Genomic DNA, 26,389 nt, shown 5'->3' with positions numbered 1-26,389 from the left:
GGAAGGGAGCGCGGAATGTCAATCCCGCAGGTGTTTCGCGCTTTGGTGAGGTGAAGGGGCGCCAAGTGCAGTACGCCGCGCGCTGTCGCCGGGCTCGCCCCGGTACGGCGCCCCGCGATTACGGCAGCCGCGCACCCACGGGCACGTGGTAGACGTGGAACGCCCGGCCGATCACCGGCTGCGCCACGTTGCGTACCCGGACGCCGCCGCTCGTCATGCCGTGCTCGGTGCCGGCGTGCGCGTGCCCGTGCACCGCGAGGTCGGCGCCCGCGGTGTCGATCGCCTCGGCCAGCAGATAGCTGCCGAGGAACGGATAGATCTCCAGCGGCTCACCGGCCAGCGTCTCCGGCACGGGGGAGAAGTGCGTCAGGGCGACCCGCACGTCGCAGTCCTCGCCGGCCAGCTGTTCGAGCGCCGTGCGCAGCCCGTCGGCGCAACGGCGGGAGTACCGCACGAACTCCTTCATCAGGGGCTCACCGAACTCACCGGCGCTGCGCCCGACGAAGCCCCCGCCGAACCCCTTGGTGCCCGCCACCCCGATGCGGCTTCCGCCCGCGGTCACGACCGTCGCCTGTCCCTCCAGCACCCGGGCACCGGCGTCCTCCAGGATGGCCGTGACCTCCCGCGGACGGTCGTCGTGGTGGTCGTGGTTGCCGAGCACGGCGACGACGGGCACCCCGAGATCCGCGATCTCGCGTGCCACCACCCGGGCCTCGTCCGTGGTGCCGTGCCGGGTGAGGTCGCCGGCCAGCAGCAGGACGTCGGCACAGTCGGGCAGCGTCTCGAACGCCGTGCGCAGCACGCCCTGGCTGTCGGGACCCATGTGGATGTCCCCGACGGCGGCGATCCGGATCATGTGAGGTCCTCCGCGTGATCGGGCGAGGACGAGTCGGTGACCACGAGGTCGTAGTGCACCGGCAGCTCGGCCAGCTCCTCCTGGGCGAGACGGCGTACTTCGTCACGGCAGCGGGCGGAGGGCACGGCGCCGGTGAGCAGCACCGCCTCACCGCGCACCTCGATGCGCACCCCCAGTTCACCGAGGTCCCCGGCGGCGAGGCGGTCACGGAGGTGCGCGACCCGGTACTCCAGGTGCTCGGTGGACGCAGTGCCGGAGACCCCCTGGGCGTCGGGGCCGGTCATGGCTGCTCCTCCCGTGCAGTGATCACGTTCAGACGTTCGAGCAGGAACAGGAAGGCGGCGGCCATCGGCTGGTCCCCGATGTCCTGACGGATCCGCTCCCACTCGACCTTCTCGCGCAGCGCACGGGCGATCGGCAGGACCGCGCCGAAGTCGCAGTGGTGCTCGGAGAAGGCGGCGAGCAGGCTCGACAGCAGGTCGGTCGGTGCCAGCACCGGCATGCGCACCGAGTCCACGGGGATCTCCTGCGCCCGCCCCAGCATGCCCGTCGAGACGGGGCGGTGCGCCAGCTCGAAGATGATGTCGATGTCCTGCCCGAAGCACGTCGACTTCAGCAGCCAGTCCTCCGGCGGGGTGTGGACCGGCAGCCCGGCGCGGCGCAGGGTGGCCGCGACGGCCTCGGCGTCCTCGGGCCGGATGCAGAAGTCGGCGTCGTGCTGAAGGTTCTCGCTGGCGCCGTGGGCGTACGCGGCCACACTGCCCGCCAGCGCGAAGTCGTGCCCACCCCGCTTGAGCAGCGTGCCGACCTGCTTGGCCGCTTCGAGGATCGCCTGGTTGCGATCCCGGGGCAGGTCGCTCGCCGCCTCCGGCCCCGGCCGCTCCGCGGGCGGCTGTGCCGCCACCCGGAGACCGGGGCCCTCGGCACGTGCGGCGAGTGTCGCGTCGTCGCCGTTGTGCACCATCCCGATCACTCCCTCCGCGCTAGCCCTGGGTACCCGCCCTGCACGGTTCGACACCGCTTGTACCGGCGCGTGCACCGCCGTGGTCCGGGGGAACCGACACCTGGGGAGTTGTGCCATGATCGGCACGACCGGGCCGGGTATCAGGGCTACTGCGGCTTCGTGGCGATCTGGATCAGATTCCCGCAGGTGTCGTCGAAGACGGCGGTGGTGACGGGACCCATCTCCAGGGGCTCCTGGAGGAAGTGGACGCCGAGGCGGCGCAGCCGCTCGTACTCCGCCTTCACGTCCTCGACGGCGAACTGGGCGAGCGGGATACCGTCCTGGACGAGTGCGTCGCGGTAGGTCCTGGCGGCGGGGTGACCAGCCGGCTCCAGGAGGAGCTCCGTACCGCCGGGCTCCTCGGGTGAGACGACCGTCAGCCACCGGTCCGACTCGCCCACCGGGACGTCGTGCTTCTTCACGAAGCCGAGGATCTCGGTGTAGAAGTGCAGGGCCTTGGCCTGGTCGTCGACGAAGACGCTGGTCAGATGGATCCTCATGGGGTGTTCTCCTGCGGTTCGGACGGGTCCGGCGCGAGCCATCGCTCGGCGATCTGGCGCAGCGGGGCCGTGTTCAGGTCGTGGAACTTGTAGCGGCCCTCCCGCCTGGTCTCGACGAGCCCGGCGGCCTCCAGCACGGCGAGGTGCTGGGAGACCCCCTGGCGGGAGAGGGCGAGATGATGCTTCATGCTCAGGCGCGAGCAGATCTCGAACAGGGTCTGTCCGGACTTCTCCGTGAGCTCGTCGAGGATGGTGCGGCGGGTGGGGTCGGCCAAGGCTTTGAAAAGTTCGTCGGCCACGGCCCGATGATAGGCAAATGCTCACTTGCCTATCAAGTCGCGCGCGCTCCCGCCCCGGCCTCACCCTGTGCCGCCGGGGCGGTGTCAGCTCGTGAGGGTGGCCTGCCGGCGCGCGATGTCCCGGGCCGTGCGGGCGGCCCTCTCCTCCGTTTCGGTGAGCGCTCCGCTCCCCACTCCGAACAACCCCTGGCGAAGGAAGACGGCGAGGCCGTGCGCGGTGACGGCGACACGGAGCAGCAGGTCGAACGCGTCGTCCGGGTCCGGGGTCGACCGGCGGGCCGCCGGCAGCAGCAGGCCGGCCAGCTCGTCGCCGGCGGACGCCAGCTCGGTGTACCTGGACTTGTCGAGGCCCGCGTGGAAGGTGATGTCGAAGAGGGCCGGTTCCTCGGCGGCGAAGCGCACATAGGCGGACGCGAACGACGCGAGCTGCTCCACGGGTTGCTCGCTACGGCTCATGGCCGCGGCGAACCGGTCCCGCTGCCGGCGGTAGCCGGTCGTGGCGAGCTCGGCCAGCAGTGCCTCCCCCCGGCGCCATCTACACGAACCTGCAACGCCACACCGGCGACCGGGGCAGCGGCCGGGTCCCCGCCCCGCTGATCAAGACCGTCGAACAGGGCGCCGCGACCTCCGTCCTCCTCGCCGTCTCCCCCCTCCTCACGTGCGCGACTCCCGCTGGCGCCACTCCCTCATGAACTGGGGCCACGACCCGCTGGCGTGACCGGGCAGCCGCCCGGGCGTACCGCGCGGCCCCGCCGCCCACGCCCGTCAGCAGCGGACGAAGACCAGGGCCGCGTTCTGCCCGCCGAAGCCGTAGGAGGCACTGACCGCGGCCTCCACCCGGGTGGGCCGCGCCGCCTTGGCCACGACGTCGAGGTCGATGTCGAGGTCGGTGTCCTCGTGATTGACCGTGGGCGGGATGACCTGGTGCTGAAGCGTCAGCACGGTGGCGGCCGCCTCGATCGCCCCGGCGGCCCCGACGGCATGCCCGATGGCACCCTTCAGCGACGTGACGGGCGGGGGCGCGCGGAACACCGAGCGCAGGGCCCTGGCCTCGGCGAGATCGTTCAGGCGCGTACCCGTTCCGTGCGCGTTGACGTGGCCGACGTCCCGCGGGGCCAGGTCCGCGTCGGCAAGCGCGGAGCGCAGAGCGGCCCGCGGCGCCCCGGCCGTGCGGCTCGGGCGCGGCGTACTGACAGGCGTCGCACCCGGCGGCGTAACCCGTCAGAAGGGCGCGTGGCCGCGCCCCGCGTGCCAGGGCGTGGTCGGGGCGCTCCAGGACGAGGACGGCCGCGCCTTCGGCGAGCACGAAACCGCCACCGAAACCGGCGACGACCGGCGGGCTCGTCCAGCCGTCGTGCGGGCCCTGGATGACGGCCCACACCAGCGCCAGCAGTCCGCCCGTCGACAGCGTGGCGCCGGCCAGGTCGAAGGCCGCGTCGCGGCGATCGCGCGATCGTGGCACCACCAGCAGCGTCGCGCCCACGATCAGCGCACCCAGCGGCAGATTGATCCAGAACGCGGCACGCCACGACGCGTGTTCGACGAGCCAGCCGCCGACGACCGGTCCGCTCAGCCCGCCCAGCCCGCCCACCGCGGCCCAGACCGCGATCGCCCTGGCACGCAGGTCCGCCTCCGGGAACAGGCGATGCAGCACGCCGAGCGTGGCGGGCATCAGCAGGGACGCCCCCGCTCCCATGCCGCATCGCGCCGTCACCACCTGCCACGGCTGACCGGCCATCGCTCCGCCGGCCGAGGCCGCCGCACACAGGGTGACGCCCAGGACGAAGCAGCGCCGGTGGCCCCACCGGTCGGTGAGCGTCCCCACGGCCAGTACGGTGCCGCCCAGCACCAGGGCGTAGCCGTCCACGATCCACTGCACCTGCGCGGTCGTGGCGCCGAGGGCGTCGCGCAACTGTGGCACGGCGACGTTGAGAACGGGTCAGGTCCAGCTCCAGCAGGAAGATGCCCAGGCACATCACCCCTGCCGCCCAGCCGCGCCCCGCACGCGCGGCCGGCGTCCGCGCCGCGTCCGCAGCGCTCATACGGCCGGCACCGTGTTCTCCCCGACCGCCGTGCTACGGCAGACCGACGCCCGGTCGCAGACCACCGCGCTCCTGCGGTCCCTCACGTCCTCGGCGGCCACCGCGTGCTCCGCGGCCCGCGCGAGGTCGGCGACCACCTGTTTCACCAGGGCCGCGGTCCGCACGTTCGGGTACATGTGCGCACCACGGAAGAGCCGGGGCTCAGCCGGTGCGGCGAACAGGCTGTTCCAGGTGGCGAGCTGCTCCGCGCTCGTGGTCGGATCCTGCGCGCCGCCGTACAGGGCCAGGGGCACCTCGAGGGGCGGCTCGGGCCGATGGCGGTGGTGCAACAGCAGCAGACAGTCGGCCAGCAACGGCGTGCCCACGCCGGCGAGCAATTGCGCGTCGTCGAGCAACCACTGGGGCACGGGGCCACCGATGAGCATGGCCAGACCATCCGTGCCCGCGGTCAGCAGGGGCACGAGGCCCTTGGCGTAGGCACCGTCCTGGGGCCCGCTCAACGCGGACAGTCCCGCCCAGATCGGCATGCGTCCGCCGTCCCGCCGGAGCCGGCGCGTCGTCTCGAACGCCATCAGCGCCCCCACGCTGTGACCGAACACCGCGAACGGCCGCGCATCCGCCGGGTCGTCGAGGATCTCCGCCAGGCGCGCGGCGAGATCCACGGGGTCCGTCAGTGACGGCTCGTCCGCCCGGGGGCCGCGGCCGGGCAGTCTCACCGTGCACAACTCCACCCACTGCGGCAGGTGCTCCAGCCACGGGTGGAAGAAGTCGGCGCCCGCGCCGGCCGGCGGCAGACAGTGCAGCCGCACCGCAGCCTCGGGGCGCTCACCCAGGACAATCCGTTCAGGTCCGACCAGTTCCCGGCTTCGCACCCTGCACACTCCCAGCTCGGTTCGGCGGCTCGTACGGCCCTCAGCCGAGGCGGATACCGAAGCACCTGGGCCAGACACCCGGCAGGGCACAGCTGTCTTCACCGTGCCGGGCACGGCCGAGCGAGGGAACGAGCACCGCCGTGGCAGACGCGCCATTCACCGAAACGCCGCATGGGGGAGCGCCACGCCTCGGTGCCGCCCGCCTGCCGGAGCGGAGCGGCTGCCGACCGGTCAGCCCATGCTCTTGGCGCCGTCCAGGGACTCCCGGATGATGTCGGCGTGACCGGCGTGCTGAGCCGTCTCGCCGATGAGGTGCAGCAGGACCCGGCGGACGGACCAGCGGGTGCCCGGCTCGTGCCAGGGGGCCGGCGGCAGCGGCTGGGACAGGTCGAGGTCGGGCAGCGTGCCGACCAGTTCGTCCGTTCGGCGGGCCACCTCCGCATACCCCTGAAGCACGCCCGCCAGCGTCTCGCCGGGCAGCATGCGGAACTCGTCGGCCCGCTCGGCCCAGTCGGCCTCGGTCATGTTGTTCCAGTCGCCCAGGACCTCCGGCCCGTGCTGGATGAAGTCGACCCAGGACCGTTCGACCGAGGTGACGTGCTTGATGAGGCCGCCCAGGCACAGTTCGCTGCTGGTGGTGCGCCGCCCGGCCTGTTCGTCCGTCAGGTCACGGGTGGTCAGGCGCAGGAACCGGCGATGGTGGGCCAGGGCCTGAAGCAGGTCGGCTCGCTCGCCGGTGGCCCCGGGCGAGGGCTTGGTCGGGGTGGTGGCGTGATGCGTCGCGGTCATCGTCTCCGGCTTCCGTCAGCGGTGTTCCGTGTTCCGTGGACGAGTCCCACCCTAGGAGCCGTATAGGACAGATCCTGACCTAAAAGCCCAGGGAGTGAGAGCCACGTCAGCGCTCGGGGCAGCGCTCCGCTGCCCCGCCTCGCCGGCGGCGGGGGACCCTCGCTACGCCGGCGGTGCCTGGCGGAGGTGGAAGAAGTACGTCATGGGTCGGGAGTCCAGCGAGTCCTTCGATGCAGGAGGCCGCCGCGTCAGCGGTCCGGAGTGAGCACCATGCGGAAGCGAGCGGTACCGGCGAGCATCTTCTGATACGCCTCGCCGGCCTGGCTCAGGGGCATGATCTCCACCATGGGGCGTATGCCGTGCAGCGCGCTGAACGCCATGGTGTCCTGTACGTCCTGCGCCGTACCGGACGCGTGACCGCGCACGGTCCTGCTCCCCATGATCAGTTGAACCGGGCTGATTCGCATGGGATCGGGATCCACCCCGACGACGGCGAGCTCACCTCGGTGTGCCAGTCCGTCGACGGTCGCCGCGATGGCGTCGGAGGCGCCGGCGGTGGCCAGGACGACCTTCGCGCCGCCCAGCGACTGAAGGGCCTCGGCGACCGGGGTCGCGCCCGTGCTGTCGATGTAGTGGTGCGCCCCGAGTTGCTTGGCGAACTCGGCCTTGCCGGCGCCCCGCGCGATGGCCACCGTCTCGAACCCCATGGCCACGGCGTACTGGACGGCAAGATGTCCCAGACCGCCGATGCCCTGCACGGCCACCAGGTCGCCCGGCTCGGCGGGGCTGCGCCGCAGTCCGTTGTAGGTGGTCACACCCGCGCAGGCCATGGGTCCCGCATCGGCCGCCGTCAGCGAGTCGGGGATCCGCGCCAGGGCGTCGACGGGCGCGATCATGTATTCGCCGAAGCCTCCGTCGTAGGCCCAGCCGGGAACCTTCAGGTTCTGGCACACGATGAAGTCGCCCTGCCGGCACGGTGTGCAGTGACCGCAGCTGCCCCCGAACCAGCCCACGGTCACCCGGTCCGCCACGTTCCAGTTGCCGGCCTGGGCTCCTTCGCCGAGCTCCTCGATGCGGCCGCCGACCTCATGCCCCGGAACCACCGGGAACTGCACGCCGGGCACTCCGCCGCCGACGAACAAGTCGTCGCTGTGACAGATTCCGCAGGCTTCGACGGCGATCCGCACATGGCGGGGACCCGGGTGCGGCACTTCACGCTCGACGACCTCGAAGGGCCCGTTCCGGGTGGCGACCTGCGCGACTCGGTAGGTGGTCATGTGTGCCTCCTGGATCAGGATCGGCGGACCTGAGCCGGCAGACAGCTTGGTGACCCACACGCCGGAAACGGGGGGGATCGAGTGGGTGTGCCTTCGCGCCGAGCGACGACTCCGGCCGTCGAACCGGCCGGTGGTGCGAGACCGGCGCGCACCGCCTGGCGGTCACCTGTTCTCGCGGGCGAGCGAGAGCCCTTCCACCCAACCACTGCCCCGACCGCCGGGCAACCGGTGCCCCCGGAGGTCACGGGCGACCCCGCCCGGTCCCGGACGGCGACCTTGCAGCGAGAAATGTCACCTGTCAACATGGTGACGTGAATCTGGAACATGTCTTTCCGTGCGGAAATCCCGCCCTCGACTTCGCCGCGACGCTTCGCGCCCGCAGGTCGGTCCGGTTCGAGATGTTCGTGTCCGGGGACCGGCTGGACGCCTGGTACCTCGAATCCGGGATCGTCGACGCGGTCACCCCTGCCAGGGAAGCCGATCTCGAGCGCGCGGTGACCGTTCGCGAAGCGATTTACCAGCTGGCCACGGCCCGCATCGCCGGAGAACCCTACGACAGGGGGGCGCTCGCGGTGGTGAACAACGCGGCTCGCAAGCCTCCCGCGGCGCCGCAACTCACCGCGATGGGGCGGTGGACCGACGCGACGCAGGAGGAGGCCCTGTCCCTTGTGGCGCGTAGCGCGGTGGAGCTCTTGAGCGGCGCGGATGTGCCGCTGATGAAGGAGTGCGGAAATCCGGAATGCACCCGCGTCTACATCGACCGGTCGCGCGGTATGCGCCGGCAGTGGTGCGGCATGGATTCCTGCGGGAACAAGGTCAAGGCGGCCGCCTACCGGGCGCGCAAGAAGCAGGCCCGGACGGTCGGCGCCCACTGACGGCCGGCGCCCACCGGCCGGCGGCGGGAACAGGCACCCCGCCCCGGTGGGCACTGTCTCCCTCGGCCCCCTCGTGGCGTGCGTCACCCTCTTGACGGGTGACGGTAGGGAGTGGCAGTATCGTCACCACTTGAGCTGGTGACGTGAACATTCGATCCAATGCGTGAGTGAGGCGACATGAGTCTCGAAGGGCCGGAAAACCCGAATGCCGCCGAGGCCGGTCGCCGTGAGCGGTTCGGCAAGCTGCCGGAGCGCATCCGGCTGGAGGACACCGTCGAGGAGAGGCCGGCCGCGGTGCCGGATCCGGCGAAGGACACCTACAACGCCGACGAGTGGCTCGTCCGATACTGCCTGTGACCCACGGAGGAAAGTCGTGAAGCTGCCCAGGATTTTCGCCGTCCCGGCGGTGATCGTGGCCTCGGTCGCGATCGCCTTCGGATGCTTCGTGCAGGTCTTCTGACACGTCGCTCGTCGCGGGCGGCGAGCCAAGGACTCGCCGCCACCACCTGGCCGACGATGCGGGATGAACCCGCTCGTCGGCTTCTTCGTTGTCCGGGACTGCTGTGGGTGAACCCGGTCCTGCCGTGGCGTGAGGGCGTCAAGGCGCCCCGGGCGGGCGCGGGGTGGCGCTCCGCCCGGGGCGACGGGGGGGCAGGCTATGCGGCGGTGGCGTTGATGCTGACCGTGATGTTGTCGCGGGTCGCCTTGGAGTAGGGGCAGATCTGATGGGCGGCGTCGGCGAGTTCCTGGGCGGTGTGCTGGTCGACGCCCCCGAGGCGGGGGTTCAGGATGGCGGAGAGGTGGAATTCGCCGTCGTCGTCGTGGGTGAGGGTCACCTCGGCGGTGATGGCGGTGCTGGTCAGCTTGACCTTGCGGAGTCCGGCCGCCCGCCGCAGCGCACCGAGGAAGCAGGCGGCCCAGGCGGCGGCGAAGAGCTGCTCGGGGTTGGTGGCGTCCCCGGCTCCGCCGAGTTCCTTGGGGATGGACAGGCTGTGCTGCAGCAGGCCGTCGGTGGAGCGGACGGTGCCGCCGTTGCGGCCCTCACCGATGACGTCGACGGTGCCGGTGTAACTGACAGACATGGCTGATCCCTATCTCGCGTACGGGGGCGCCCGGCGGGGACGCTTCGGAACGTCACCACTTCAGGTGGTGACGTAAGGATGACCTCCATCTCGTCACCAGTCAAGCCGGTGACGAGGTGGAGGTCGTCCGGAAGCTCCCGTCGGCTACGGCTGCCGGGTCCTGGCGGCTCGGCAGGTGAAGCGCCCCCACACCAGTAGTGCCGAGAGCGCGGCCCAGGTCGCGAGGCAGAGCAGCGGCGCGAACATGTGGGCGCCGTCGACGACGATGAGCGCGATCACGGTCGGCTGCAACCAGGCTCGAACGGACGGCCGCTGCTCGGATGCCGTCCGGCGGTGGCCGGGGGCCGGGCTGCCGGGCGGCGCTTCCCTTGCGGCGGGGGCGGTGGCCATGGGGGCCCCACCCCTGCCGGCCCCCCATCTGAGCTCCTGCGCGACATAGGTGATTAGGGCTAGCCCATGTCGCTCTCTTGAACTGATGCGTGGCATCCGGCCCCTCTGTGTCACCTGTGTGACAGGTGACGCAGAGGGGTGAAGGCCTCGGGTGCTTCCTGTGGGACGTTGTGGCCGATGCCCTTCAGCGTGCGATGGGCGTACTTGCCTGTGAACGTTCTGAGCGTGGGAAAGCCGGCCGGAGGTGACGGTCCGGCGCGGACATACGCCTCAGGCGGGGGTGTGGGTCGCTCGCCGACGTGCCCGGTACGCACGCAGATTGGCGGCGTTGCCGCAGACCTTCACGGCGCGCGGCGGCACGGTCATCGCCCTCGTGTCCAGCGAACAGAAGGCCCGCACGGCCCAGGACAGGGGGCCGACCACACGGTCGTGTCCATCGGCGGCGCCTTCGTGGAACCGGTGCGGGCACTCACCGGCGGTGAGGGCGCGGACGTCGTCTTCGACGGCGGAGGCGAGACCACCTTCCGTGCCTCCCTGAACGTCCTGCGCCGGCACGGGCTCCTGCTCTGCTACGGCGCGGTCATCGGTGCGGTCCCCGTGATCAACATGCGGGAGCTTCCGAACAGCGTCAAAGTCTCCTATCCGGTCTTCCGCGATCACATCCCCACCCGCGAGGCGCTGCTGCGCCACAGCGACACCCTCTTCGACCTCGTTCGGCGTAACGTCCTGAATCCCGGCATCGGCGGGCGCTACCCCCTGGCGGACGCCGCCCGGGCCCACCGCGACATCGTGTCCCGCGCGACCAGCGGCAAGCTGCTGCTCCTTCCGCAGCCACGGGTGACCCCGTAGCTCCAGGCGGGTTCCGGTCCTCGCGACGACCCGCGCATCGGGTGACTCCCGGTGGCTGCGCCCCGCGGAGTGGCTTATGCATGGATGACGGAAGCACCCGAGGCATCGAGGGAGTACGGCGTCATGACCCCAGGCGACGAAGCGATCACGTGTCCTTTCGACTTCAGCGAGGGCTTGGACTTCGACCCCTCACTGGCCGCGCTGATGGACCGCGATGCCATCGCCCGGATCCGGCTGCCCTACGGTGACGGCGACGCCTGGCTGGTCACCGGGTTCGACGGGGTGCAGAAGGTCACCACCGATCACCGCTTCAGCCGGGCGGCCATCGTGGACCACGACTACCCGCGGCTGACGCCGGAACCCATCGTCTCCACCGAGTCGATCAATGTGATGGACCCGCCGTACAGCAGCCGTCTGCGGCGCCTTGCGTCGCAGGCGTTCACCCAGCGGCAGGTGGACGGGATGCGGGGGAGGATCACCCGCCTCGCGGACACCCTGCTCGACGAGATGGCCGCGCAGGGACCCGGCGCCGATCTGGTGCGTCATCTGTCGGACCCGCTCCCGCAGCACACCATCTTCGACTTCTTCGGGATCCCCCGGGACGACTGGGCCCGCATGCGGCAGAACCTCCAGCACCTCCTCGCCACCGGCCCGGACAGCCGTGAGACCGCCTCGGCCGCCAAGGCCGAACTGCGGGCGTACTTCGTCGACATGGTCGAACAGCGGCGCAGGACACCCAGGAACGACCTGATCGGCGCGCTGGTCGCCGCCAAGGTCGGCGAGGACACGCTCGACGACCAGGAGATCGCGGTCATGGCCCTGACGCTGACGCTCAGCGGGCAGGACACGGCCACCTGTCAGATCAGCAACATCGCCTATCTGCTGCTGACCCGGCCCGAGCTGATGAAGCGCCTCACCAGCCGGCCGGAGGACCTGCCGGCCGTTCTGAACGAGATGCTGCGTGTCATCCCCTTCCGCAAGGGCGTCGGCATTCCCCGCCTGGCGCTGGAGGACGTGGAGCTGGACGGGGTGCAGATCCGCAAGGGTGACTTCGTGCACGTGTCCTACCTGACGGCGAACCGCGACCCGGAGCGCTACCCGAACCCTGATCTCATCGACCCGGACCGGCCTGCCCTTCCGCACATGACCTTCGGCTGGGGCGGACACCGGTGCATCGGGGTGCCGCTGGCCATGGCGGAACTGGAAGTGGCCGTCGGACGGCTGCTGGAACGGTTCCCGGAACTGCGCCTCGCGGTCTCTGCGGAGGAGGTGCGCTGGGACAAGGGAACCATCCGGCGCTTCCCGATCGAGTTGCCCGTCACCTGGTAGGAGCCAAGGGGCGGGGACCGGCCCAGGAGCCGGCCCGGCGGAGCATCCGCAGCGCGGGGAGGGTGCCTCCACTCCCCGCGCGCAAGGCCGCTCACGGACGCCAGGGATCAGGGACCTCGTCCTCGGGTTCCCGTGTGCCGGGCCGGCCCTTCTCCGCCCACGCGGTGTCAAGGACCAGCTCCGCCATCCGGAACACCAGCTTGTGCCGTGGCTGGTCCGAACGGCCGTACAGACACACGTAGTAGCCGCCGTCGGGGTACCGGAAGATCTCACGCCGCCGAATCCTCCGCAGGGCGAACTCCGGCTCCTCGGTGCACGCCGCCCGGTACAGAGCGGCCTCCGCCTCCTCCCGCGTACCGTCGAATCTGCCGACCGTCCTCGTCTCGAACTCGGTGTCGAGAGTGTCCACGGTGATCACCCACACGGCCATGAGCCTGTCCCCCCATAGGTGCACGTGACTACCAGCGTGCACGTCGGCATGGGGGAATCATGGGCCGGGAGCCGACCTCAGCGCCAGCGCGCGCTCACGACGATGTGACCTGCTCGATCAGCGTCTGCACGTACAGGCCGCGGGCCGCGTCGAGTTCGGGCGGGGTGCCGGTGCGCACGGCCGTGGCGAAATCGCGGCGGAGGATGGGCCAGCACTCCTCGTGGTCGATGCCCGCCGTGTCGTAGACCGCCTGCTGCCCGGAGCCGAAGAGCTCGATGCGGGTCAGGGCCCGCGGTACCTCGACCGCGCCGGACAGGGACGCCTGGCTGACGGCGCCGTTGGCGTGCTCCATGGTGAGCTCGATCCAGCGGCGCGGGTCGCCGGTGCCGCGGATGTGCGTGATCGGGCCGATCGAGGCGTCGAGGAGGTCGAGGAGGTGCGGGCCCAGATCGAGCAGGGCGCCGTGCTCCAGTCGCCAGCCGGTGGCGAAGTCGCCGCCCAGGAACGCGCCGTGCAGGTAGCAGGAACGGGCGCCGGTCACGTCGAGCGCACGGGCGGTCTCCAGGAAGGCACGGGTGGTGGGGTGATAGCGCTTGGTGAGGACGAGCTGGGAGACGACGCCGGCTTCGGCCACCGCGTCCGCGACCCGTCGTGCCGACGCCAGGTCGGGGCCGAGAGGCTTCTCCAGCAGGACGGCCTTGCCCTGCTTGGCGGCGAGCGGCGCGAGTTCGGCCTGGACGGCGGGCGGTACCGCGAAGGCGACCGCCTCGCAGCGGTCGAGCAGGTCCTCGAAGTCGACCGCCACGTGCGCCCCGTAGGGGGCCGCCGTCTGCTGGGCGGCTTCGGGACGACGGGCCCACACGGCGGCCAGCCGGGTCTCGGGTCCCGCGGCGAGCATCCGGGCGTGCATGGCGCGGGCCCAGGGGCCGGCGCCCACGAGGCCGACCTCGACGGGCCGGTGGGTCCAGGGAGCGGGGGTGGTGGTCACGACGTTCCTGTCTGCGGGGGAGAGCTCGCCTGGTCGGCGAGTACGAGGCGGTTGAGGCGGGCGTCGGCCCGCGCCGGGGCGTAGAGCAGCTCGACGACCATGGCCGCGGCCCCGATCAGACCGGCGTGCTCGCCGAGGCGAGAGGTGACGATCTGCAGGTTGGCGGTGGTACGGGGCATCGCACGCTGGTACAGCAGTTCCCGGACGCCGGTCATGAAGGGCACGCCCGCGAGGTCCCCGGCCAGCATCAGCACCCCGGGGTTGAGCAGGGTGACGACGGTGACGAGAACCTCGCCGGCACGCCGGCCGGCCTCCCGGGCGAGGCGGACGGCGTCGGGTTGCCCCTCGTCGAGGAGGCGTTTGACGTCGTGACCGGAGCTGGTGTCCATGCCGAGGGCGGACAGTTCCTTGGCCAGTGCCCGCCCGCTGGCGACGGCGGCCAGGCAGCCGTAGGAGCCGCACATGCACAGGGCGTCGGACCGGTCGTGGAGACGGATGTGGCCGATGTCGCCGGCTCCTCCGTCGATGCCCCGGTAGACGTCGTTGCCGACGACGACGCCCGCGCCGATGCCGGTGGACACCTTCACCAGCACGAAGGCGGAGCAGTCCGCGTGGCCGGCCTGGTGTTCGGCCAGCGCCATGAGGTTGGCGTCGTTGTCGAGGAAGACCGGGACGGGACCGTCCTCCATGCTGGGGCCCACATGGTCGGCGTACGCCTTCTGCAGGCGTTCGCGGACGGGGTAGCGGTCCCAGCCCGGCATGATCGGGGGTTCGACCACCCGGCCCGTCTCCCAGTCCACCGGGCCGGGCACGGACAGCCCGATGCCACAGACATGGGTGGCTGCGACGCCCGCGGCGGTGATCAGCTCCGGGAACCACGCGGCGAGTCGCTCCAGCACCTCGTCCGGCCCCTCGGTGATGTCCAGGGGCCGGACGCGCTCGGCGAGGATCGTCCCGGCCAGGTCCAGCACGGCGATCCGGGCGTGCCTGGTCTCCAGGTCGACGGCGATGACCGACGCGTGGGACGGGTCGAAGACGATGCAGGCCGAGGGCCGGCCACCGGTGGACGTCCCGGTCGTGTGCCGCAGCCATCCGGCGCGGTTGAGGACGTCCAGACGGTGGCCCACGGTGGAGCGCGAGAGGCCGGTGGCGCGTTGCAGGTCGGCGCGGGTGCTGGCACGGCCGCTGCGGATCAGTTGCAGCAGTTCTCCCGCGCTGACCTGGTTCGGCGTCATCGAAGGTTCCCTCACGGTGTCAGCTCTTGTCGGCGCCGCTGGTCAGACCCTCGGTGAGCAGGCGCTCGGCGGCGAAGAACAGAAGTACCACGGGGATCGTCAGCACCACGGAGCCGGCCATGAGGACGGTCTTGGAGACCTCGATGCCGTTGGAGAGCTGGGCCAGCCCGAGGGGCACGGTCCACTGGCCGGGTTCGGCGGCCAGGAAGAGCAGGGCGAACAGGAACTCGTTCCAGGCGATCATGAAGACGTACAGTCCGGTCGCCATGAGGGAGGGCAGGGCGAGCGGCAGGATCACCTTCCGGACGGTCTGGAGCCGGCTGGCGCCGTCGAGTGCGGCGGCCTCCTCGATGGAGTAGGGAATGGTGACCAGGTAGTTGCGGAGCATGTAGATCGACACCGGCACGGTCTGGGCGACGTAGACGATCGCGAGTCCGACCAGGCTGGAGGAGAGCCCCAGTTTGGCGAAGACGACGAACAGCGGGACGGCCAGCAGGGTCGCCGGGAACATGTAGACGGCCAGGAAGAGCGCGCTGACCTGGCGGTGGCCGAAGAACTTCAGCCGGCTCACGGCGTAGGCGCCGGGCACGGCGGCCAGCATGGTCAGCGCGACCGTACCGAGCGAGACGAGCGCGGAGTTGAGCAGGAACTTCAGGAAGCCCTGGCCGCCGGCGTCGGTGGAGCGCAGCACGTCCCGGTAGGTGGACAGGGTGAAGTCCTTGGCCGAGATCCACAGGGATCCGGGGTCGAGCAGCAGGGCGTCGATCGGCTTCAGGGACAGCAACAGCATGTAGTAGAAGGGCACCACGGTGATCACCGCGAAGAACGCGATGACGATCCAGCGCAGGACTCCGAAGAGTCCGTCCTCGAATCGGGCCCGGGTCAGGGCGGCCTTGCGGGTCACGATTCCTCCTGCACCTTGTTGCCGAAGAACTTGAAGTAGAGGCCCAGCAGGATCATGAGCGCGACGGCCAGGACGAGTGCCTGGGCGGCCGCGGCCCCCACGTCGTAGCGGGCGGTGAGGAAGTCGTAGACCCGGACGGCGGCCACGTCGGTGCCCGCGCCACCGCCGGTCAGCAGGTAGACGTCGTCGAACTTGTTGAAGGTCAGGATGAACCGCAGCACGCACAACAGGGCGATGACGGGCATCAGCTGGGGCAGCAGGATGTGGCGGAAGCGCTGGGTGGGAGTGGCGCCGTCCACCAGGGCGGCCTCCTCCAGGCCGTCCGGGACCGCCTGGAGCCGGGCGAGGATGAACAGGAAGGCGAAGGGGAAGTAGCGCCAGCACTCGAAGGCGATGACGGTCAGCAACGCCAGAGGGATGTCGAAGTGCAGGCCGAGAAGCTGGACTTCGTACTCACGGGTGGAGAGGAAGGCGATGGGGTCGTCCCAGCCGAAGAAGCGCCGGCCCCAGTCGTTGACCACGCCGTACTGCGGGCTGAGCGCGACCTCCCAGACGAAGGCCACGGCCACGACGGGTGCGACGTAGGGCAGCAGCATCGCGGCGCGCAGCAGACCCCGGCCACGGAAGGGCTTGCGCAGCGCGAGCGCGGCGACGAGTCCCAGGGTGACGGAGCCGAGCGTGGCGCCGGCGGTGTAGATGAGGGTGGTGCTCAGGCTGGACCAGAAGCCGGAGGAGTCGAAGACCGCGGCGAAGTTGTCCAGGGACCAGTCCCCGGCGAGGCCCATGCCCTGGATGTCGACGAGCTTGGCGTCCTGGAACGCCAGCAGCACGGTCCACAGGATGGGCAGGATGACCACCACGAGGACCACGAGGAAGGTGGGTGAGACGAACGCGAGGCCCGCGCGGTTCTCGCGGCGGCTGGCGGTCATCGGGCGGCGGCCCGGGGGTTCGGGCCGGTCGGCCGGACCGGGGCTGGTGTCCCGGCGCTGCGGCGCGCCGGCTGGAGCTGTAGTCATGAGGGGACCTTCGTGACGTGCAGACGGGCGGCTACTGCAGGGACTTCTTCAGTGCGGCGACCTCGTCGCCGGCTTCGCGTGCCGCCTCCGAGGGGGAGGACTGACCGCTGGTCATGGCGCCGATGGCCTTCGGCACGGGCAGCTCACCGTTGGTGGCGCCGACGAGGGCGCCTTCGCCCTGGGTGATGCCCCAGCGCCGCATGTTGCTGACGCCGTCGGCGAGCTGGTTGAGCAGGCTCGCCGGAAACACCTGGTCGAACGGCTTCTTGGTGTCGACGCCGATCTCGCTGTGCCGCCACGCGTCGATGTAGCGGTCGGGCTGTGCGGCGGTGCCCTGGCGGACGGGGATCTTGCCCTCGGGCGCCATGCCGAACCAGGACTCGTAGCCGGTGCCCATCATGTACTCGATGAACTCGCGGGACGCGGCGGTCTCGGCGGTCTTGGTGGTCACCCAGGAGGTGATCTCGCCGAACTGCGCCGCCTCGCTCGCGTCCGGACCCGTCATCGCGGTGACGATGCCGCTGTTGGACGCGAGGTACTCGGAATCCTGACGGCACTCGGGGCAGCTGGGCAGGGCGTCCTTGCGCAGTCCGGCGAGTTCGTCGAGCAGGAACGACGACCAGATGATCATCGAGGACTGACCCGCGAAGTAGGTGGCGCGGGTGGAGTCCACGGTCTGGGTGCCGGGGGCGCCGTAGGCGCGGGCGAGCTCGTCGTAGGTCTTGAAGGCGGTCTGGCACTGCGGGGACTCGAGGGCGACCTCGTGGCTGTCGTCGACCAGCTGGCAGTCGTTCGCCAGGGCCACGCTCTCGAAGCTCTGTGAGGTGAAGACGTCGCCGGGGTCCGTGGCCGCCGATATGCCGTCGTGCCCCTTGCTGTCGAGTGCCTTCGCGGCGCTCAGGGCGCGGGTGTAGGTGTCGGGGGCCGCCAGCTGCTTCTGGTCGAACTGGTCCTTGCGGTAGACCAGCAGCTGGAGCCAGGCGTCGGAGGGCACACCGAGGCTGGTCTTCCCGTCGGAGGTCAGGTCCAGGGCGTTGGCGTTGAAGGTGCCGCGCCCCAGCTCGCCGATGATCTCCTTCGGGATGCTCGTGTTGAGCAGGCCGTTGGTGTACATCTGCCAGACCTGGCCCATCGGGGCCGCGCCGATGACGTCCGGCAGCGTGCCGGAGGCCGCCGCCGACATGATCAGCTGAGGCATCTGCCCTTCGTCGACCCCGACGAGACGGACCTTGACCCCGGTCTCCTTCTCGAACCCGTCGATGATCTTCTGCTGGGCCGCGATGCGGTCCGGCAGGTTCTCCTGGGACCAGACCGTGATCTCGCGGTCCGGCTTTCCGGGCCCGGTGCTGCCACTGGAGCAGCCCGACAGCAGCCCGATCCCCAGGGCTGCCGTGATGCCCACCGCGATCGTCATCGATCGCCGGCTCTTGGTGCGCATTGCATGTCCTCGTTCCGACTTACGTCTACTGAACACGCATCACAGCATCAGTTTTGCTTGTTGACAAGACATAAGTTGGGGTTATTGTCGACGCAACCGAAAAACTGCAACCTTCCGGAGCCCTCCGTGGAACGCGTCGTCCAATTCACCGGCCCCCGCCAGGTGGAGGTAGCCGAGCACGTCAGAGCCGATCTGCCGCCCGGACACCTTCGCGTGCGCACCCGCTACTCGGGCATCTCGGCCGGCACCGAGCTCACGGCCTACCGCGGCACCAACCCGTACCTGACGCGTACCTGGGACCCCGAGGCGCGGCTCTTCCGCGACGGGGCGGCCGGCATCGAGTACCCGGTGGCCGGCTGGGGCTACTCGGAAGTGGGCGAGGTCGTCGAGGTCTCCCCCGAACTGGCCGGCACCCCCGGCATGCCCGGCCCGGGCGACCTGGTCTGGGGCATCTGGGGCCACCGCAGCGAGGGCATCGTCCCGGCCGAGCGCATGATCGGGCACACCCTGCCCGCGGGGCTGGAGCCGCTGGCGGGCGCCTTCGCCCGGGTCGGCGCCATCGCCTACAACGCCGTACTGGCCGGAGACATCCACCTCGGTGAGGACGTCGCGGTGTTCGGGCAGGGCGTCATCGGCCTGCTCACCACCCGCCTCGCCCAGCTCAACGGCGCCCGCGTCACCGCGGTCGACGCCCTCGACGGCCGTCTGGAGACCGCCAAGCGCTACGGCGCCCACCAGACCCTCAACGCCCGCAACGACAACGTCGCCGAAGCCGTCCGCGAGGCCACCGCCGGAATCGGCGCCGACCTCGCCATCGAGATCAGCGGCGCCTACCCGGCCCTGCACGATGCCCTGCGTTCCGTCGCCGTCGGCGGCCGCGTGGTGGCGTCCGGCTTCTACCAGGGCGACGGCATCGGCCTGCGCCTGGGCGACGAGTTCCACCACAACCGCGTACAGCTCATCTGCTCCCAGATCGGCGGCGTGCCCCCGCAGCTGTCGGGCCGCTGGACGGTCGAGCGCCTGCAGCAGACCTTCCTGCGGCTGGTCGCCGAGGGACAGGTGGACGTCGCCTCCCTGGTGAGCCATGTCATCCCGGCCGCCGACGCCGCCGACGCGTACGTGCTGCTGGACGAGCGCCCCGCAGAGGCGCTGCAGGTCGTGCTGGAATTCTGAAAGCTCTGAAAGGCCCCCTCATGCTCAAGACCGCCGTTCAGGAGCAACTCCTGCCCGGAGACACCCTGCAGGCCAAGTGGGACTTCGCCCAGCAGGCCGGCTACGACGCCATCGAACTGCGCGGCAAGGGCGACCTCCACTTCGCCTCCCGCCTCGACGAACTACGCCAGGCCCGCAAGGACGGCGTGGTCATGCCGACGGTGTGCGTCGACATGCTGCACTTCCTCGGCGCCTTCGACGACGGGCAGCGCCGCGACGCGATCGCCCAGATGAAGTCCCAGCTCACCGTGATCGCCGAGATCGGCGGCCTGGGTGCGCAGACCCCGGCCTCCTACGGGATGTTCTCGCGCCGTCTGCCGCCCTTCGAGCCCCCGCGCACCGAGGACGAGGACCGCGAGGTCCTGCTGTCCGGGCTGACGGAGCTCGGCGAGCACGCCCGCAAGGAGGGCGTCACCCTCTTCCTCGAGCCCCTCAACCGGTACGAGGACCACATGGTCAACCGCCTCGAACAGGCCGCCGGCCTGATCCGGGAGACCGGCCTGGACTCCGTGAGGATCGGCATCGACAGCTACCACATGAACATCGAGGAGAGCGACCCCGCCGCCGCGATCCTCGCCCACGCCGACGTCATCGGCCACGCCCAGGTCTCCGACTCCAACCGCTTCCAGCCGGGCGCCGGACACCTCGACTGGCCCGCCTGGCTCGGCGCCCTGCACACCATCGGCTACGACGGCTACCTGGCCCTGGAGTGCCGCCTGACCGGCGACCCCGTCGACGCCGTCCGCTCCGTCCCCGCTTTCCTCAAGAGGTCCGGCGCGTGAAGTCCCTCCTGGACCGGCCCGTGCCCACCGCCGCCGCATCCCTGACATTGCGGCGCGGTGCGGCGCGGGTCCTCATCGACAACTGGACCGGTGCCTCCACCGTTCCCTCCCGCACCCTCTACCCCCACCAGTGGAGCTGGGACTCCGCCTTCATCGCCATCGGCCTGCGTCACCTGTCGGTGCGACGCGCACAGCAGGAACTGGAGTCCCTGCTGGCCGGGCAGTGGGCCGACGGGCGCATCCCCCACATCCTCTTCAACCCCGCCCTGCCGCACGGCGCCTACTTCCCGAGCCCCGACTTCTGGCGCTCCTCCCAGGCGGGCCGGGCGTCCGGCGCCCCGGCGGCCCCGGAGACCTCCGGCATCGTCCAGCCGCCCGTGCACGCCCTCGCGGCGCTGCTCGTGCACCGGGCCGACGCCGGCGAGTCGCGGCGCCGGGGTTTCCTGGCCCGCGTCTACCCCCGGCTCGCCGCCTGGCACGACTACCTGCTCACCCGGCGCGACCTCGGCGGCGGGGGACTGGCCGCCGTCGTCCACCCGTGGGAACCGGGCATGGACAACAGCCCGTGCTGGGACGTGCCCCTGCAACGCGTCACGCCCGCCCCGGCGGACGCCTTCCGGCGCGCCGACCTGGACCACGGCCACCCCGCCGACCGTCCCACCGACCTCGACTACGGCCGCTACGTCCGGCTGGCGGCCGACTACCGCGAGGCGGGCTACGACGACCGCGAGGCCCGGCACGGCTTCGCCGTCGAGGACCCCGGCTTCAACGCCCTGCTGATCGTCAGCGAGCTGGCGCTGGCCGCCATGGCCGAGGACCTGGGCACGGCCGGCGAACCCCACACCGCGCGCGCCGCGGAGCTGACCCGCCGGCTGGTGGGCCGGCTCTGGGACGCCGAGGCCGGCCTGTTCCGCGTACGGGACCTGGGCAGCGACACACTGATCGACGAGCGCAGCGTCAGCGGTCTGATCCCGCTCGTCGTCCCGCACCTCCCGGCCGATGTCGTCGACCGCCTGCGCGAGACGCTCGACGGCCCGCACTTCTCGGCGCCGGCCACCCGGCTGGTCCCCAGCTACGACCTGACCGGCCACGCCTTCGCCGGCACGCGCTACTGGCGCGGCCCCGCCTGGTTCAACACGGCCTGGCTGATCCACCGGGGGCTGCGCACCCACGGTCACCATCAGGAGGCCGCACGCCTGCGGCAGGGCTTCCTCGCCGAGGCGGGGGAGTCGGAGTTCGCCGAGTACGTCGACCCCACCACGGGCGCCGCCCGCGGCGCGCGTCACTTCTCCTGGACCGCCGCCCTCACCCTCGACCTGCTGAGCGCCGACCCCGAGGAGACCACACCATGACCGCGGCCGACACCCGCGTCCAGCTGGTCCGCGACGCCACCTTCGCCCGCATCGACGGCGACGGTGGCATCACCGGCACCCGGGGCAGCGCGCCCGACGGAGTGTTCCTGCGCGACGCGCGTCACCTCAGCCGCTGGCAGCTCACCGTCGACGGCACCGGACCCGCGGCCCTGGTGCCCGCGACGGCGGAGACGGACGACACCGCCACCAGCGTCCTCACCCCCCGGGGCACGCGCGACAACCCGCCCGCCTACACCGTGTTCCGCCGCCAGGCGGTCACCGCCGGCACGCTGACCGAGCACCTGCGGCTGGTGAGCAACCGGCCCGACCCGGTGACCGCGCGTGTCGAGCTCACCGTCGACGCGGACTTCGCCGACCTGTTCGAACTGCGCGCCGACGACCGGCACTACCCGAAGCCCGGCGCCCGGTACGAGACCCGGCGCACCGATGACGGCCTGCGCTTCGACTACCGGCGAGGCGACTGGCACGCCCGGACCACCGTCACGAGCGACCCGGCCCCTGACGCCACCGAGCCCGCTCCGACGGCCCCGGACTCCACCGCGCACACCCTGACCTGGCACCTGGAGCTGGACGGCCACGGTCGGGCCGAGCTCCACCTGACCGTCCGCGCCCAGCCGCACGGCCCCGCGGTACACGTCCCGGGCGTACCGCACCCGGACCGGCAGGCCCCGAAGCCGGCGGACGACTTCAGCCGTACCTGCGAGCGGGGCCTCGCCGACGTGGACCTGCTGACCATCCCCGTCACCGGCGTCGACGGCGAGGAGGTGTACGCTCCGGCCGCCGGCATCCCGTGGTTCCTCACCCTCTTCGGCCGGGACTCGCTGCTGACGTCGTACTTCCTGCTGCCCTACCGGCCGGAGACGGCCGCCGCCACGCTGAGCGCGCTGGCCGCGACCCAGGGACAGGACTACGACACCTTCAGCGGCGAGCAGCCCGGACGGATCGTCCACGAGACCCGTCACGGCGAACTCGCCCACTTCCGCCAGGTGCCGTACGGCCGTTACTACGGCGCCGTCGACGCCACCCCGCTGTTCCTGGTCCTGCTCCACGCCCACTACGAGACGACCGGCGAGCGTTCCCTGGCCGTCCGCCTGGAGCAGCACGCCCGGCGCGCCGTGGACTGGATGCTCACCGACGGCGGCCTGGTCAAGCACGGCTACCTCGTCTACACCCCCGACCCGGGCGGGCTGGTCAACCAGAACTGGAAGGACTCCGCGGGCGCGATCTGCTTCACCGACGGGGCCCAGGCCGAGGGGCCCATCGCGGTGTCGGAGGCCCAGGGCTACGCCTACGACGCGCTCGTACGCACCGCGGAACTCGCCCAGGACGTGTGGCGGGACGAGGCGTTCGCGGACCGCCTGCGGGAGGCCGCGGCACGGCTGCGCGGCCGCTTCCTGACGGACTTCTGGATGCCGGGGGCCGACTTCCCGGCCCTCGCCCTGGACGGCGAAGGCCGCCAGGTCGACGCCCTCGCGTCGGACGCGGGGCATCTTTTGTGGTCGGGCATCCTCGACACGGACCACGCCCACCGGGTGGGCAGGCGCCTGCTGGAGCCGGACTTCTTCTCGGGCTGGGCCATCCGCACCCTGGCCGCCGGCCAGAAGCCGTACCATCCGCTCTCCTACCACCGCGGCAGCGCCTGGCCGCACGACAACGCGGTCATCGCCCTGGGCCTGGCCCGCTACGGGCTCGCCGACGAACTCGCCATGGTCGCCGAGGGCCTCATCACGGCGGCGGCCCGGCACGGCTACCGCCTGCCCGAGGTCATCGCCGGCTACGCCCGCACCGCCACCGGGGGCCCCGTCCCCTACCCGCACGCCTGCTCCCCGCAGGCTTGGGCGGCCGCCACACCGCTCGCCTTGCGGACGGCGCTCGGGCAGGCGTGAGCCACGGCCGGTCTCCTGCCGGGCGGGTGACCGGTCGCTACCGCTCGCCTTGCGGACGGCGCTCGGGCAGGCGTGAGCCACGGCCGGTCTCCTGCCGGGCGGGTGACCGGTCGCTACCGCTCGCCTTGCGGACGGCGCTCGGGCAGGCGTGAGCCACGGCCGGTCTCCCGCCGGGCGGGTGACCGGTCAGCCGGCGTCACCCCCGCCGGCAGCCCTGAGGCGACCTGGCGAATGCGCCGGGCCCTCGGAAGTGGCGGCGCTGTGGTGTGGATCACATGGCCTAGGCTCTCCGCGGAACCGGAACACGCAGCGTGGGAAGGCGGGGCGCCGTGCTCGCCGCAGCGGTCATCGCGGGGATTCTGTTCGTCTGGTCGCTGCTCGCGCACCGGCTCTCCCGATGGAGCATCACCGCCCCCATCGCCATGATCGGGGCGGGCGTCGCGATGACCGCGGGGTCGGATCCGCCGCTCCGTTTCGACCTCGACACGGAGGTGTTCGAGCACGCGGTCGAGGTCATCCTGGCGCTGCTGCTCTTCGTGGACGCCGTCGAGGTCCCCGGCTCGGTGATCAGGCGGGAGAGGCGGCTGTTCGTGCGGCTGCTCGCCGCGGCCCTGCCCCTCACGCTGTTCGCCGCCTTCCTGACCGGTTACCTCCTCTTTCCCGACCAGCCGGAGTGGCTGCTCGCCGTCCTCGCGGCCGTCGTCGTCCCGCTGGACCTCGCGCCCACCGCGGCAGTCGTCAGGGACCGCAGGATCCCGTCCCGGCTCCGGGACGTCCTGAACGTCGAGGGCGGGCTCAACGACGGGATCGTCTCCCCGGTCTTCCTCCTGTGCATCGCCATCGGCGTCGAATCACGTGGCGCGCACGCCGACTACCTCGACGCGCTCCTGACCGCGGTCGTGGCGTCCGCGTGGGCCCTCGCCACCGGCGTCGCGGTCGGCTGGACGAGCGGGTGGCTGCTGCGCACGTCCTGGGCACACGGATGGACCTCGCCGACCGCGGTCCGGCTGGGCGTCCTCGCCGTTCCCGTCGTCGCGTACGCCTTCTCCGTGGCCGCGGGCGGCAACGGCTTCGTCGCCTCGTTCGTGGCCGGCATCTGCTTCGCCCCGGCGATGCGGCATCTTCCCGAGACCGCGGTGGAGATGACCGAGGACCTGGTGACCCTCATGACCCTCGCGCTGTGGTTCCTGTTCGGGCAGATCGTCAACAGCGTGTTCGCGCACGACCTTCAGGTGGCCGTGTTCCTCTACGCCCTGCTCGCCGTGACGTTGGTGCGCATGGTCCCCGTGCTGCTCGCCCTGGCGGGGACGGGCATGAGACCCGCGGACAAGCTGTTCCTCGGCTGGATGGGCCCGAGGGGCGTGACGTCGATCGTGTTCGGATCGCTGGCGATCATCGACGTCCCGGAGCGGTACGACGACGTCATCGCCAAAGTGATGGTGATGACGGTCCTGGTCAGCATCGTGCTCCACGGTCTGAGCTCCGAGCCGATCGCCCGGCTCTACGCCCGGCCGGGCGGGATCGGCGGACCCTGGCGGCGTCGGACGCCGGTGTCCTCATGAGGGCCGGCCCGCTCGGTGACGGTGCCGGCCCGGGGAGCTTCTCCCTCACCTGACGGGTCAGCAGACCGGAACCCCGGGGACCTGGTTCTCCGGCACGCTGAGGTAGATGCTGGTCATGTAGCCGCCGTACTGCGGCAGATGGGCCCACCAGTCGTTGACGTAGGGCGGCGCGCTGACCTGCTGGCCGCGCTTCTGGCAGCCGACCAGGACCTCGGCCCCGGCGGGCAGCGTCGTGACCGCGCCGGACGTGGTCGTCGTCTGGGTGCGCACACGGACTCCCGAACCCCAGGTGCCGATCCAGGTACCGGCCGGGCGGGAGGCGCCGGGAACGTTCAGCGAGCGCGTCAGGCGCCCGATGTCCGTGTAGGCCTTGCCGTAGGACGTCCCGGTCGGGTGCAGGGTGTAGACGACCACGATGGAACGGTCGCCCGCACCGACCACACCCGTCGTGTGCAGCGCCGGACGTGTGAGGTCGACGGCGTCGGCACTCGCCGGCGTCCGTGCGTGCGCACCGGCCGGGGTCCCGGCGTCCACGCGGGGCTCCTTGGCGGCCGTCGCGGCCGGCGAGGTGCACCCGCCGGAACTGAAGCCCGACCAGCCCTGCTTGACGGCCCAGGGCCGGTTGAAGGAGCCGGCGATGCCGAAGTGCTGGTTGTAGCCGTCGGTGGCGCAACGCGTGGACTGCCGCAGGTTGCCGAGGACGTAGTCGCGTACCGCTGCCGGAGCGGAGTCCAGCAGGTAGCGGTAGATCTTCACGGTGTCGCGGGCCGAGAGGGCGGTGTAGCCCCAGAAGCCGGGGTGGGTCGACGGCGGCCGGGCGGTGTCCGTCAGACCGAGCCGCGGCACCATCCGGTCGATGATCGCGCCCCCGCCGTTGTTCGCCCAGAAGGTGCTCGCCGCCGTGTCGTCGCTGCCGCGCAGTATGCTGTCGATCCGCGACCGGTCGGCGGCCGGCAAGGAGTCGGGGGCGCGGTTCCAGAGCACGTCCAGAGCTATCAGCAGCTTCACCACCGACGCCGACCGGAACTGCCCCGCGGTGTTCAGCTGCTCGGTGAACGTCCCGGTCCGGCGGTCGAACACGGCGACGCCCGCCGTCACCCCGGCCGGTACGTCGGCCTGGACCGCCGGGGGCGGCGAGGGGGCCTCGGCGGAGGCGGCGGTCGCGGTCGTGCCCACGAGCGCCGCGAGGGCGGCGGCACACACCCCGGCACGCACCACGCGCCGGCGGGCGGCCCGGGTGATGCGGCCGCCAGGTGCGCTGTTCACAGTCTTCATGGTCATCCTCGGGTCGGGTGGCGGTGCGTCGCTCGCACCATCGGCAGGACGGCGCCAGGTACCGCGCCGTATGAGGAACCGGCCGAGGAGCCTGCCGTGCCCGCGCCTCTCATACGAGGAGCCGT

At 71.5% G+C, this 26,389-nt stretch carries 28 protein-coding genes and 2 pseudogenes; 10 read left to right on the top strand and 20 right to left on the bottom strand.

The annotated features are described in order from the left end of the window. Window positions 1–118: 118 nt before the first annotated feature. The 6 genes from ACIHCM_RS17785 to ACIHCM_RS17760 form a co-directional block, all read right to left on the bottom strand. Entirely contained in the window at window positions 119–856 is a 738-nt protein-coding gene (locus ACIHCM_RS17785; RefSeq protein WP_399896246.1) for a metallophosphoesterase, read from the bottom strand. Beyond that, on the bottom strand, window positions 853–1,140 hold the full coding sequence (locus tag ACIHCM_RS17780) for a BON domain-containing protein (protein WP_399896243.1): 288 nt from the start codon (window positions 1,138–1,140) through the stop codon (window positions 853–855). The genes ACIHCM_RS17785 and ACIHCM_RS17780 overlap by 4 nt, the downstream gene beginning before the upstream one ends. Beyond that, window positions 1,137–1,820, bottom strand: coding sequence for a hypothetical protein (locus tag ACIHCM_RS17775; RefSeq protein ID WP_399896240.1), 684 nt, complete (start codon window positions 1,818–1,820; stop codon window positions 1,137–1,139). The genes ACIHCM_RS17780 and ACIHCM_RS17775 overlap by 4 nt, the downstream gene beginning before the upstream one ends. A 146-nt stretch (window positions 1,821–1,966) precedes the next feature. Then, window positions 1,967–2,359 carry a VOC family protein gene (locus tag ACIHCM_RS17770; RefSeq protein ID WP_399896237.1) on the bottom strand — a complete coding sequence of 131 codons (393 nt, stop codon included), beginning with the start codon at window positions 2,357–2,359 and terminating at the stop codon, window positions 1,967–1,969. After that, window positions 2,356–2,658: an ArsR/SmtB family transcription factor gene (locus tag ACIHCM_RS17765; protein ID WP_399896234.1), complete on the bottom strand. Its 303-nt coding sequence runs from the start codon at window positions 2,656–2,658 to the stop codon at window positions 2,356–2,358. The genes ACIHCM_RS17770 and ACIHCM_RS17765 overlap by 4 nt, the downstream gene beginning before the upstream one ends. 84 nt (window positions 2,659–2,742) lie before the next feature. Next, a complete protein-coding gene (locus ACIHCM_RS17760; RefSeq protein WP_399896230.1) occupies window positions 2,743–3,114 on the bottom strand; it encodes a TetR-like C-terminal domain-containing protein in 372 nt (123 codons plus the stop codon). A 68-nt stretch (window positions 3,115–3,182) separates the two neighbouring features. Between ACIHCM_RS17760 and ACIHCM_RS17755 the strand changes: the two are divergent. Beyond that, window positions 3,183–3,314, top strand: a pseudogene (locus tag ACIHCM_RS17755) (oxidoreductase); the annotation flags it as partial. 109 nt (window positions 3,315–3,423) lie between these two features. Here ACIHCM_RS17755 and ACIHCM_RS17750 read toward each other — a convergent pair. The 5 genes and pseudogenes from ACIHCM_RS17750 to ACIHCM_RS17730 all read right to left on the bottom strand — a co-directional run bounded on the left by ACIHCM_RS17750 (window position 3,424) and on the right by ACIHCM_RS17730 (window position 7,638). Then, window positions 3,424–3,804, bottom strand: coding sequence for a hypothetical protein (locus ACIHCM_RS17750; RefSeq protein WP_399896430.1), 381 nt, complete (start codon window positions 3,802–3,804; stop codon window positions 3,424–3,426). Between the two features lie 217 nt (window positions 3,805–4,021). Continuing rightward, a pseudogene (locus tag ACIHCM_RS17745) lies at window positions 4,022–4,537 on the bottom strand (MFS transporter); the annotation flags it as partial. A gap of 159 nt (window positions 4,538–4,696) precedes the next feature. Next, entirely contained in the window at window positions 4,697–5,572 is an 876-nt protein-coding gene (locus tag ACIHCM_RS17740) for a thioesterase II family protein (protein WP_399896227.1), read from the bottom strand. Between the two features lie 231 nt (window positions 5,573–5,803). Beyond that, window positions 5,804–6,361: a DinB family protein gene (locus ACIHCM_RS17735; protein ID WP_399896224.1), complete on the bottom strand. Its 558-nt coding sequence runs from the start codon at window positions 6,359–6,361 to the stop codon at window positions 5,804–5,806. A gap of 248 nt (window positions 6,362–6,609) precedes the next feature. Beyond that, on the bottom strand, window positions 6,610–7,638 hold the full coding sequence (locus ACIHCM_RS17730) for an alcohol dehydrogenase (protein ID WP_399896221.1): 1,029 nt from the start codon (window positions 7,636–7,638) through the stop codon (window positions 6,610–6,612). Window positions 7,639–7,949: 311 nt separating this feature from the next. Here ACIHCM_RS17730 and ACIHCM_RS17725 point away from each other — a divergent pair, with 311 nt between their 5' ends. Both ACIHCM_RS17725 and ACIHCM_RS17720 read left to right on the top strand, forming a co-directional pair. Then, window positions 7,950–8,513, top strand: a complete 564-nt coding sequence (locus ACIHCM_RS17725; protein ID WP_399896218.1) for a CGNR zinc finger domain-containing protein — start codon at window positions 7,950–7,952, stop codon at window positions 8,511–8,513. Between the two features lie 177 nt (window positions 8,514–8,690). Then, entirely contained in the window at window positions 8,691–8,870 is a 180-nt protein-coding gene (locus ACIHCM_RS17720; protein WP_399896215.1) for a hypothetical protein, read from the top strand. Between the two features lie 299 nt (window positions 8,871–9,169). Here the strand turns inward: ACIHCM_RS17720 and ACIHCM_RS17715 are convergent, their stop codons facing one another. Next, window positions 9,170–9,595 (bottom strand): organic hydroperoxide resistance protein, encoded by a 426-nt coding sequence (locus ACIHCM_RS17715; RefSeq protein ID WP_399896212.1) that lies wholly within the window; start codon window positions 9,593–9,595, stop codon window positions 9,170–9,172. A 144-nt stretch (window positions 9,596–9,739) separates the two neighbouring features. Continuing rightward, complete coding sequence (locus ACIHCM_RS17710; RefSeq protein ID WP_399896209.1) at window positions 9,740–9,985, bottom strand: hypothetical protein; 246 nt, start codon at window positions 9,983–9,985, stop codon at window positions 9,740–9,742. A gap of 177 nt (window positions 9,986–10,162) precedes the next feature. Between ACIHCM_RS17710 and ACIHCM_RS17705 the strand changes: the two genes are divergently transcribed. Next, entirely contained in the window at window positions 10,163–10,834 is a 672-nt protein-coding gene (locus ACIHCM_RS17705) for a zinc-binding dehydrogenase (protein ID WP_399896206.1), read from the top strand. A gap of 123 nt (window positions 10,835–10,957) precedes the next feature. Beyond that, entirely contained in the window at window positions 10,958–12,163 is a 1,206-nt protein-coding gene (locus tag ACIHCM_RS17700) for a cytochrome P450 (protein WP_399896203.1), read from the top strand. Between the two features lie 91 nt (window positions 12,164–12,254). Here ACIHCM_RS17700 and ACIHCM_RS17695 read toward each other — a convergent pair whose 3' ends face one another. The 6 genes from ACIHCM_RS17695 to ACIHCM_RS17670 all read right to left on the bottom strand — a co-directional run bounded on the left by ACIHCM_RS17695 (window position 12,255) and on the right by ACIHCM_RS17670 (window position 18,174). Further along, window positions 12,255–12,593, bottom strand: coding sequence for a hypothetical protein (locus ACIHCM_RS17695; protein ID WP_399896199.1), 339 nt, complete (start codon window positions 12,591–12,593; stop codon window positions 12,255–12,257). 94 nt (window positions 12,594–12,687) lie between these two features. Then, window positions 12,688–13,581: a Gfo/Idh/MocA family protein gene (locus ACIHCM_RS17690; RefSeq protein WP_399896196.1), complete on the bottom strand. Its 894-nt coding sequence runs from the start codon at window positions 13,579–13,581 to the stop codon at window positions 12,688–12,690. Next, a complete protein-coding gene (locus ACIHCM_RS17685) occupies window positions 13,578–14,816 on the bottom strand; it encodes an ROK family protein (protein ID WP_399896193.1) in 1,239 nt (412 codons plus the stop codon). The genes ACIHCM_RS17690 and ACIHCM_RS17685 overlap by 4 nt, the downstream gene beginning before the upstream one ends. 19 nt (window positions 14,817–14,835) lie before the next feature. After that, window positions 14,836–15,720 carry a carbohydrate ABC transporter permease gene (locus ACIHCM_RS17680; RefSeq protein ID WP_399896190.1) on the bottom strand — a complete coding sequence of 295 codons (885 nt, stop codon included), beginning with the start codon at window positions 15,718–15,720 and terminating at the stop codon, window positions 14,836–14,838. Further along, window positions 15,717–16,736, bottom strand: a complete 1,020-nt coding sequence (locus ACIHCM_RS17675; protein ID WP_399896186.1) for a carbohydrate ABC transporter permease — start codon at window positions 16,734–16,736, stop codon at window positions 15,717–15,719. Before ACIHCM_RS17675 ends, ACIHCM_RS17680 begins: the two co-directional genes overlap by 4 nt. Before the next feature lie 31 nt (window positions 16,737–16,767). Further along, a complete protein-coding gene (locus tag ACIHCM_RS17670; RefSeq protein WP_399896183.1) occupies window positions 16,768–18,174 on the bottom strand; it encodes an ABC transporter substrate-binding protein in 1,407 nt (468 codons plus the stop codon). Between the two features lie 126 nt (window positions 18,175–18,300). Here ACIHCM_RS17670 and ACIHCM_RS17665 point away from each other — a divergent pair, with 126 nt between their 5' ends. From ACIHCM_RS17665 to ACIHCM_RS17645, 5 genes are all read left to right on the top strand, one after another. Continuing rightward, a complete protein-coding gene (locus tag ACIHCM_RS17665) occupies window positions 18,301–19,347 on the top strand; it encodes a zinc-binding alcohol dehydrogenase (RefSeq protein ID WP_399896179.1) in 1,047 nt (348 codons plus the stop codon). Between the two features lie 20 nt (window positions 19,348–19,367). Then, the gene (locus ACIHCM_RS17660) at window positions 19,368–20,168 is read left to right on the top strand and encodes a sugar phosphate isomerase/epimerase family protein (RefSeq protein ID WP_399896176.1); all 801 of its coding nucleotides are present in this window, start codon (window positions 19,368–19,370) and stop codon (window positions 20,166–20,168) included. Next, window positions 20,165–21,520, top strand: a complete 1,356-nt coding sequence (locus ACIHCM_RS17655) for an MGH1-like glycoside hydrolase domain-containing protein (RefSeq protein ID WP_399896173.1) — start codon at window positions 20,165–20,167, stop codon at window positions 21,518–21,520. Before ACIHCM_RS17660 ends, ACIHCM_RS17655 begins: the two co-directional genes overlap by 4 nt. Then, window positions 21,517–23,427, top strand: a complete 1,911-nt coding sequence (locus ACIHCM_RS17650; protein ID WP_399896169.1) for a glycogen debranching N-terminal domain-containing protein — start codon at window positions 21,517–21,519, stop codon at window positions 23,425–23,427. The genes ACIHCM_RS17655 and ACIHCM_RS17650 overlap by 4 nt, the downstream gene beginning before the upstream one ends. Window positions 23,428–23,756: 329 nt before the next feature. Next, window positions 23,757–24,989 carry a cation:proton antiporter gene (locus tag ACIHCM_RS17645; protein WP_399896166.1) on the top strand — a complete coding sequence of 411 codons (1,233 nt, stop codon included), beginning with the start codon at window positions 23,757–23,759 and terminating at the stop codon, window positions 24,987–24,989. A gap of 57 nt (window positions 24,990–25,046) precedes the next feature. On the opposite strand, the gene ACIHCM_RS17640 is transcribed toward ACIHCM_RS17645, so the two are convergent. After that, window positions 25,047–26,264, bottom strand: coding sequence for a hypothetical protein (locus tag ACIHCM_RS17640; RefSeq protein ID WP_399896163.1), 1,218 nt, complete (start codon window positions 26,262–26,264; stop codon window positions 25,047–25,049). Window positions 26,265–26,389: the final 125 nt, after the last annotated feature.

It is taken from the genome of Streptomyces sp. NPDC052023 (genome assembly GCF_044548465.1).
Classification (GTDB): domain Bacteria; phylum Actinomycetota; class Actinomycetes; order Streptomycetales; family Streptomycetaceae; genus Streptomyces.
The sequence above is the reverse complement of the archived record's forward strand: the minus strand, read 5'-3'. Positions and strand labels throughout refer to the sequence as shown.

Excerpts from the sequence above, each read along its gene's own strand:
- ACIHCM_RS17700 (WP_399896203.1), top strand. The coding sequence starts at position 10,958 with ATGACCCCAGGCGACGAAGCGATCACGTGTCCTTTCGACTTCAGCGAG.
- ACIHCM_RS17720 (WP_399896215.1), top strand. The coding sequence starts at position 8,691 with ATGAGTCTCGAAGGGCCGGAAAACCCGAATGCCGCCGAGGCCGGTCGC.
- ACIHCM_RS17640 (WP_399896163.1), bottom strand. The coding sequence starts at position 26,264 with ATGAAGACTGTGAACAGCGCACCTGGCGGCCGCATCACCCGGGCCGCC.
- ACIHCM_RS17670 (WP_399896183.1), bottom strand. The coding sequence starts at position 18,174 with ATGCGCACCAAGAGCCGGCGATCGATGACGATCGCGGTGGGCATCACG.
- ACIHCM_RS17715 (WP_399896212.1), bottom strand. The coding sequence starts at position 9,595 with ATGTCTGTCAGTTACACCGGCACCGTCGACGTCATCGGTGAGGGCCGC.
- ACIHCM_RS17695 (WP_399896199.1), bottom strand. The coding sequence starts at position 12,593 with ATGGCCGTGTGGGTGATCACCGTGGACACTCTCGACACCGAGTTCGAG.
- ACIHCM_RS17710 (WP_399896209.1), bottom strand. The coding sequence starts at position 9,985 with ATGGCCACCGCCCCCGCCGCAAGGGAAGCGCCGCCCGGCAGCCCGGCC.
- ACIHCM_RS17730 (WP_399896221.1), bottom strand. The coding sequence starts at position 7,638 with ATGACCACCTACCGAGTCGCGCAGGTCGCCACCCGGAACGGGCCCTTC.
- ACIHCM_RS17770 (WP_399896237.1), bottom strand. The coding sequence starts at position 2,359 with ATGAGGATCCATCTGACCAGCGTCTTCGTCGACGACCAGGCCAAGGCC.
- ACIHCM_RS17785 (WP_399896246.1), bottom strand. The coding sequence starts at position 856 with ATGATCCGGATCGCCGCCGTCGGGGACATCCACATGGGTCCCGACAGC.
- ACIHCM_RS17650 (WP_399896169.1), top strand. The coding sequence starts at position 21,517 with ATGACCGCGGCCGACACCCGCGTCCAGCTGGTCCGCGACGCCACCTTC.
- ACIHCM_RS17660 (WP_399896176.1), top strand. The coding sequence starts at position 19,368 with ATGCTCAAGACCGCCGTTCAGGAGCAACTCCTGCCCGGAGACACCCTG.
- ACIHCM_RS17735 (WP_399896224.1), bottom strand. The coding sequence starts at position 6,361 with ATGACCGCGACGCATCACGCCACCACCCCGACCAAGCCCTCGCCCGGG.
- ACIHCM_RS17675 (WP_399896186.1), bottom strand. The coding sequence starts at position 16,736 with ATGACTACAGCTCCAGCCGGCGCGCCGCAGCGCCGGGACACCAGCCCC.
- ACIHCM_RS17780 (WP_399896243.1), bottom strand. The coding sequence starts at position 1,140 with ATGACCGGCCCCGACGCCCAGGGGGTCTCCGGCACTGCGTCCACCGAG.
- ACIHCM_RS17760 (WP_399896230.1), bottom strand. The coding sequence starts at position 3,114 with ATGAGCCGTAGCGAGCAACCCGTGGAGCAGCTCGCGTCGTTCGCGTCC.
- ACIHCM_RS17685 (WP_399896193.1), bottom strand. The coding sequence starts at position 14,816 with ATGACGCCGAACCAGGTCAGCGCGGGAGAACTGCTGCAACTGATCCGC.
- ACIHCM_RS17705 (WP_399896206.1), top strand. The coding sequence starts at position 10,163 with ATGCCCTTCAGCGTGCGATGGGCGTACTTGCCTGTGAACGTTCTGAGC.
- ACIHCM_RS17775 (WP_399896240.1), bottom strand. The coding sequence starts at position 1,820 with ATGGTGCACAACGGCGACGACGCGACACTCGCCGCACGTGCCGAGGGC.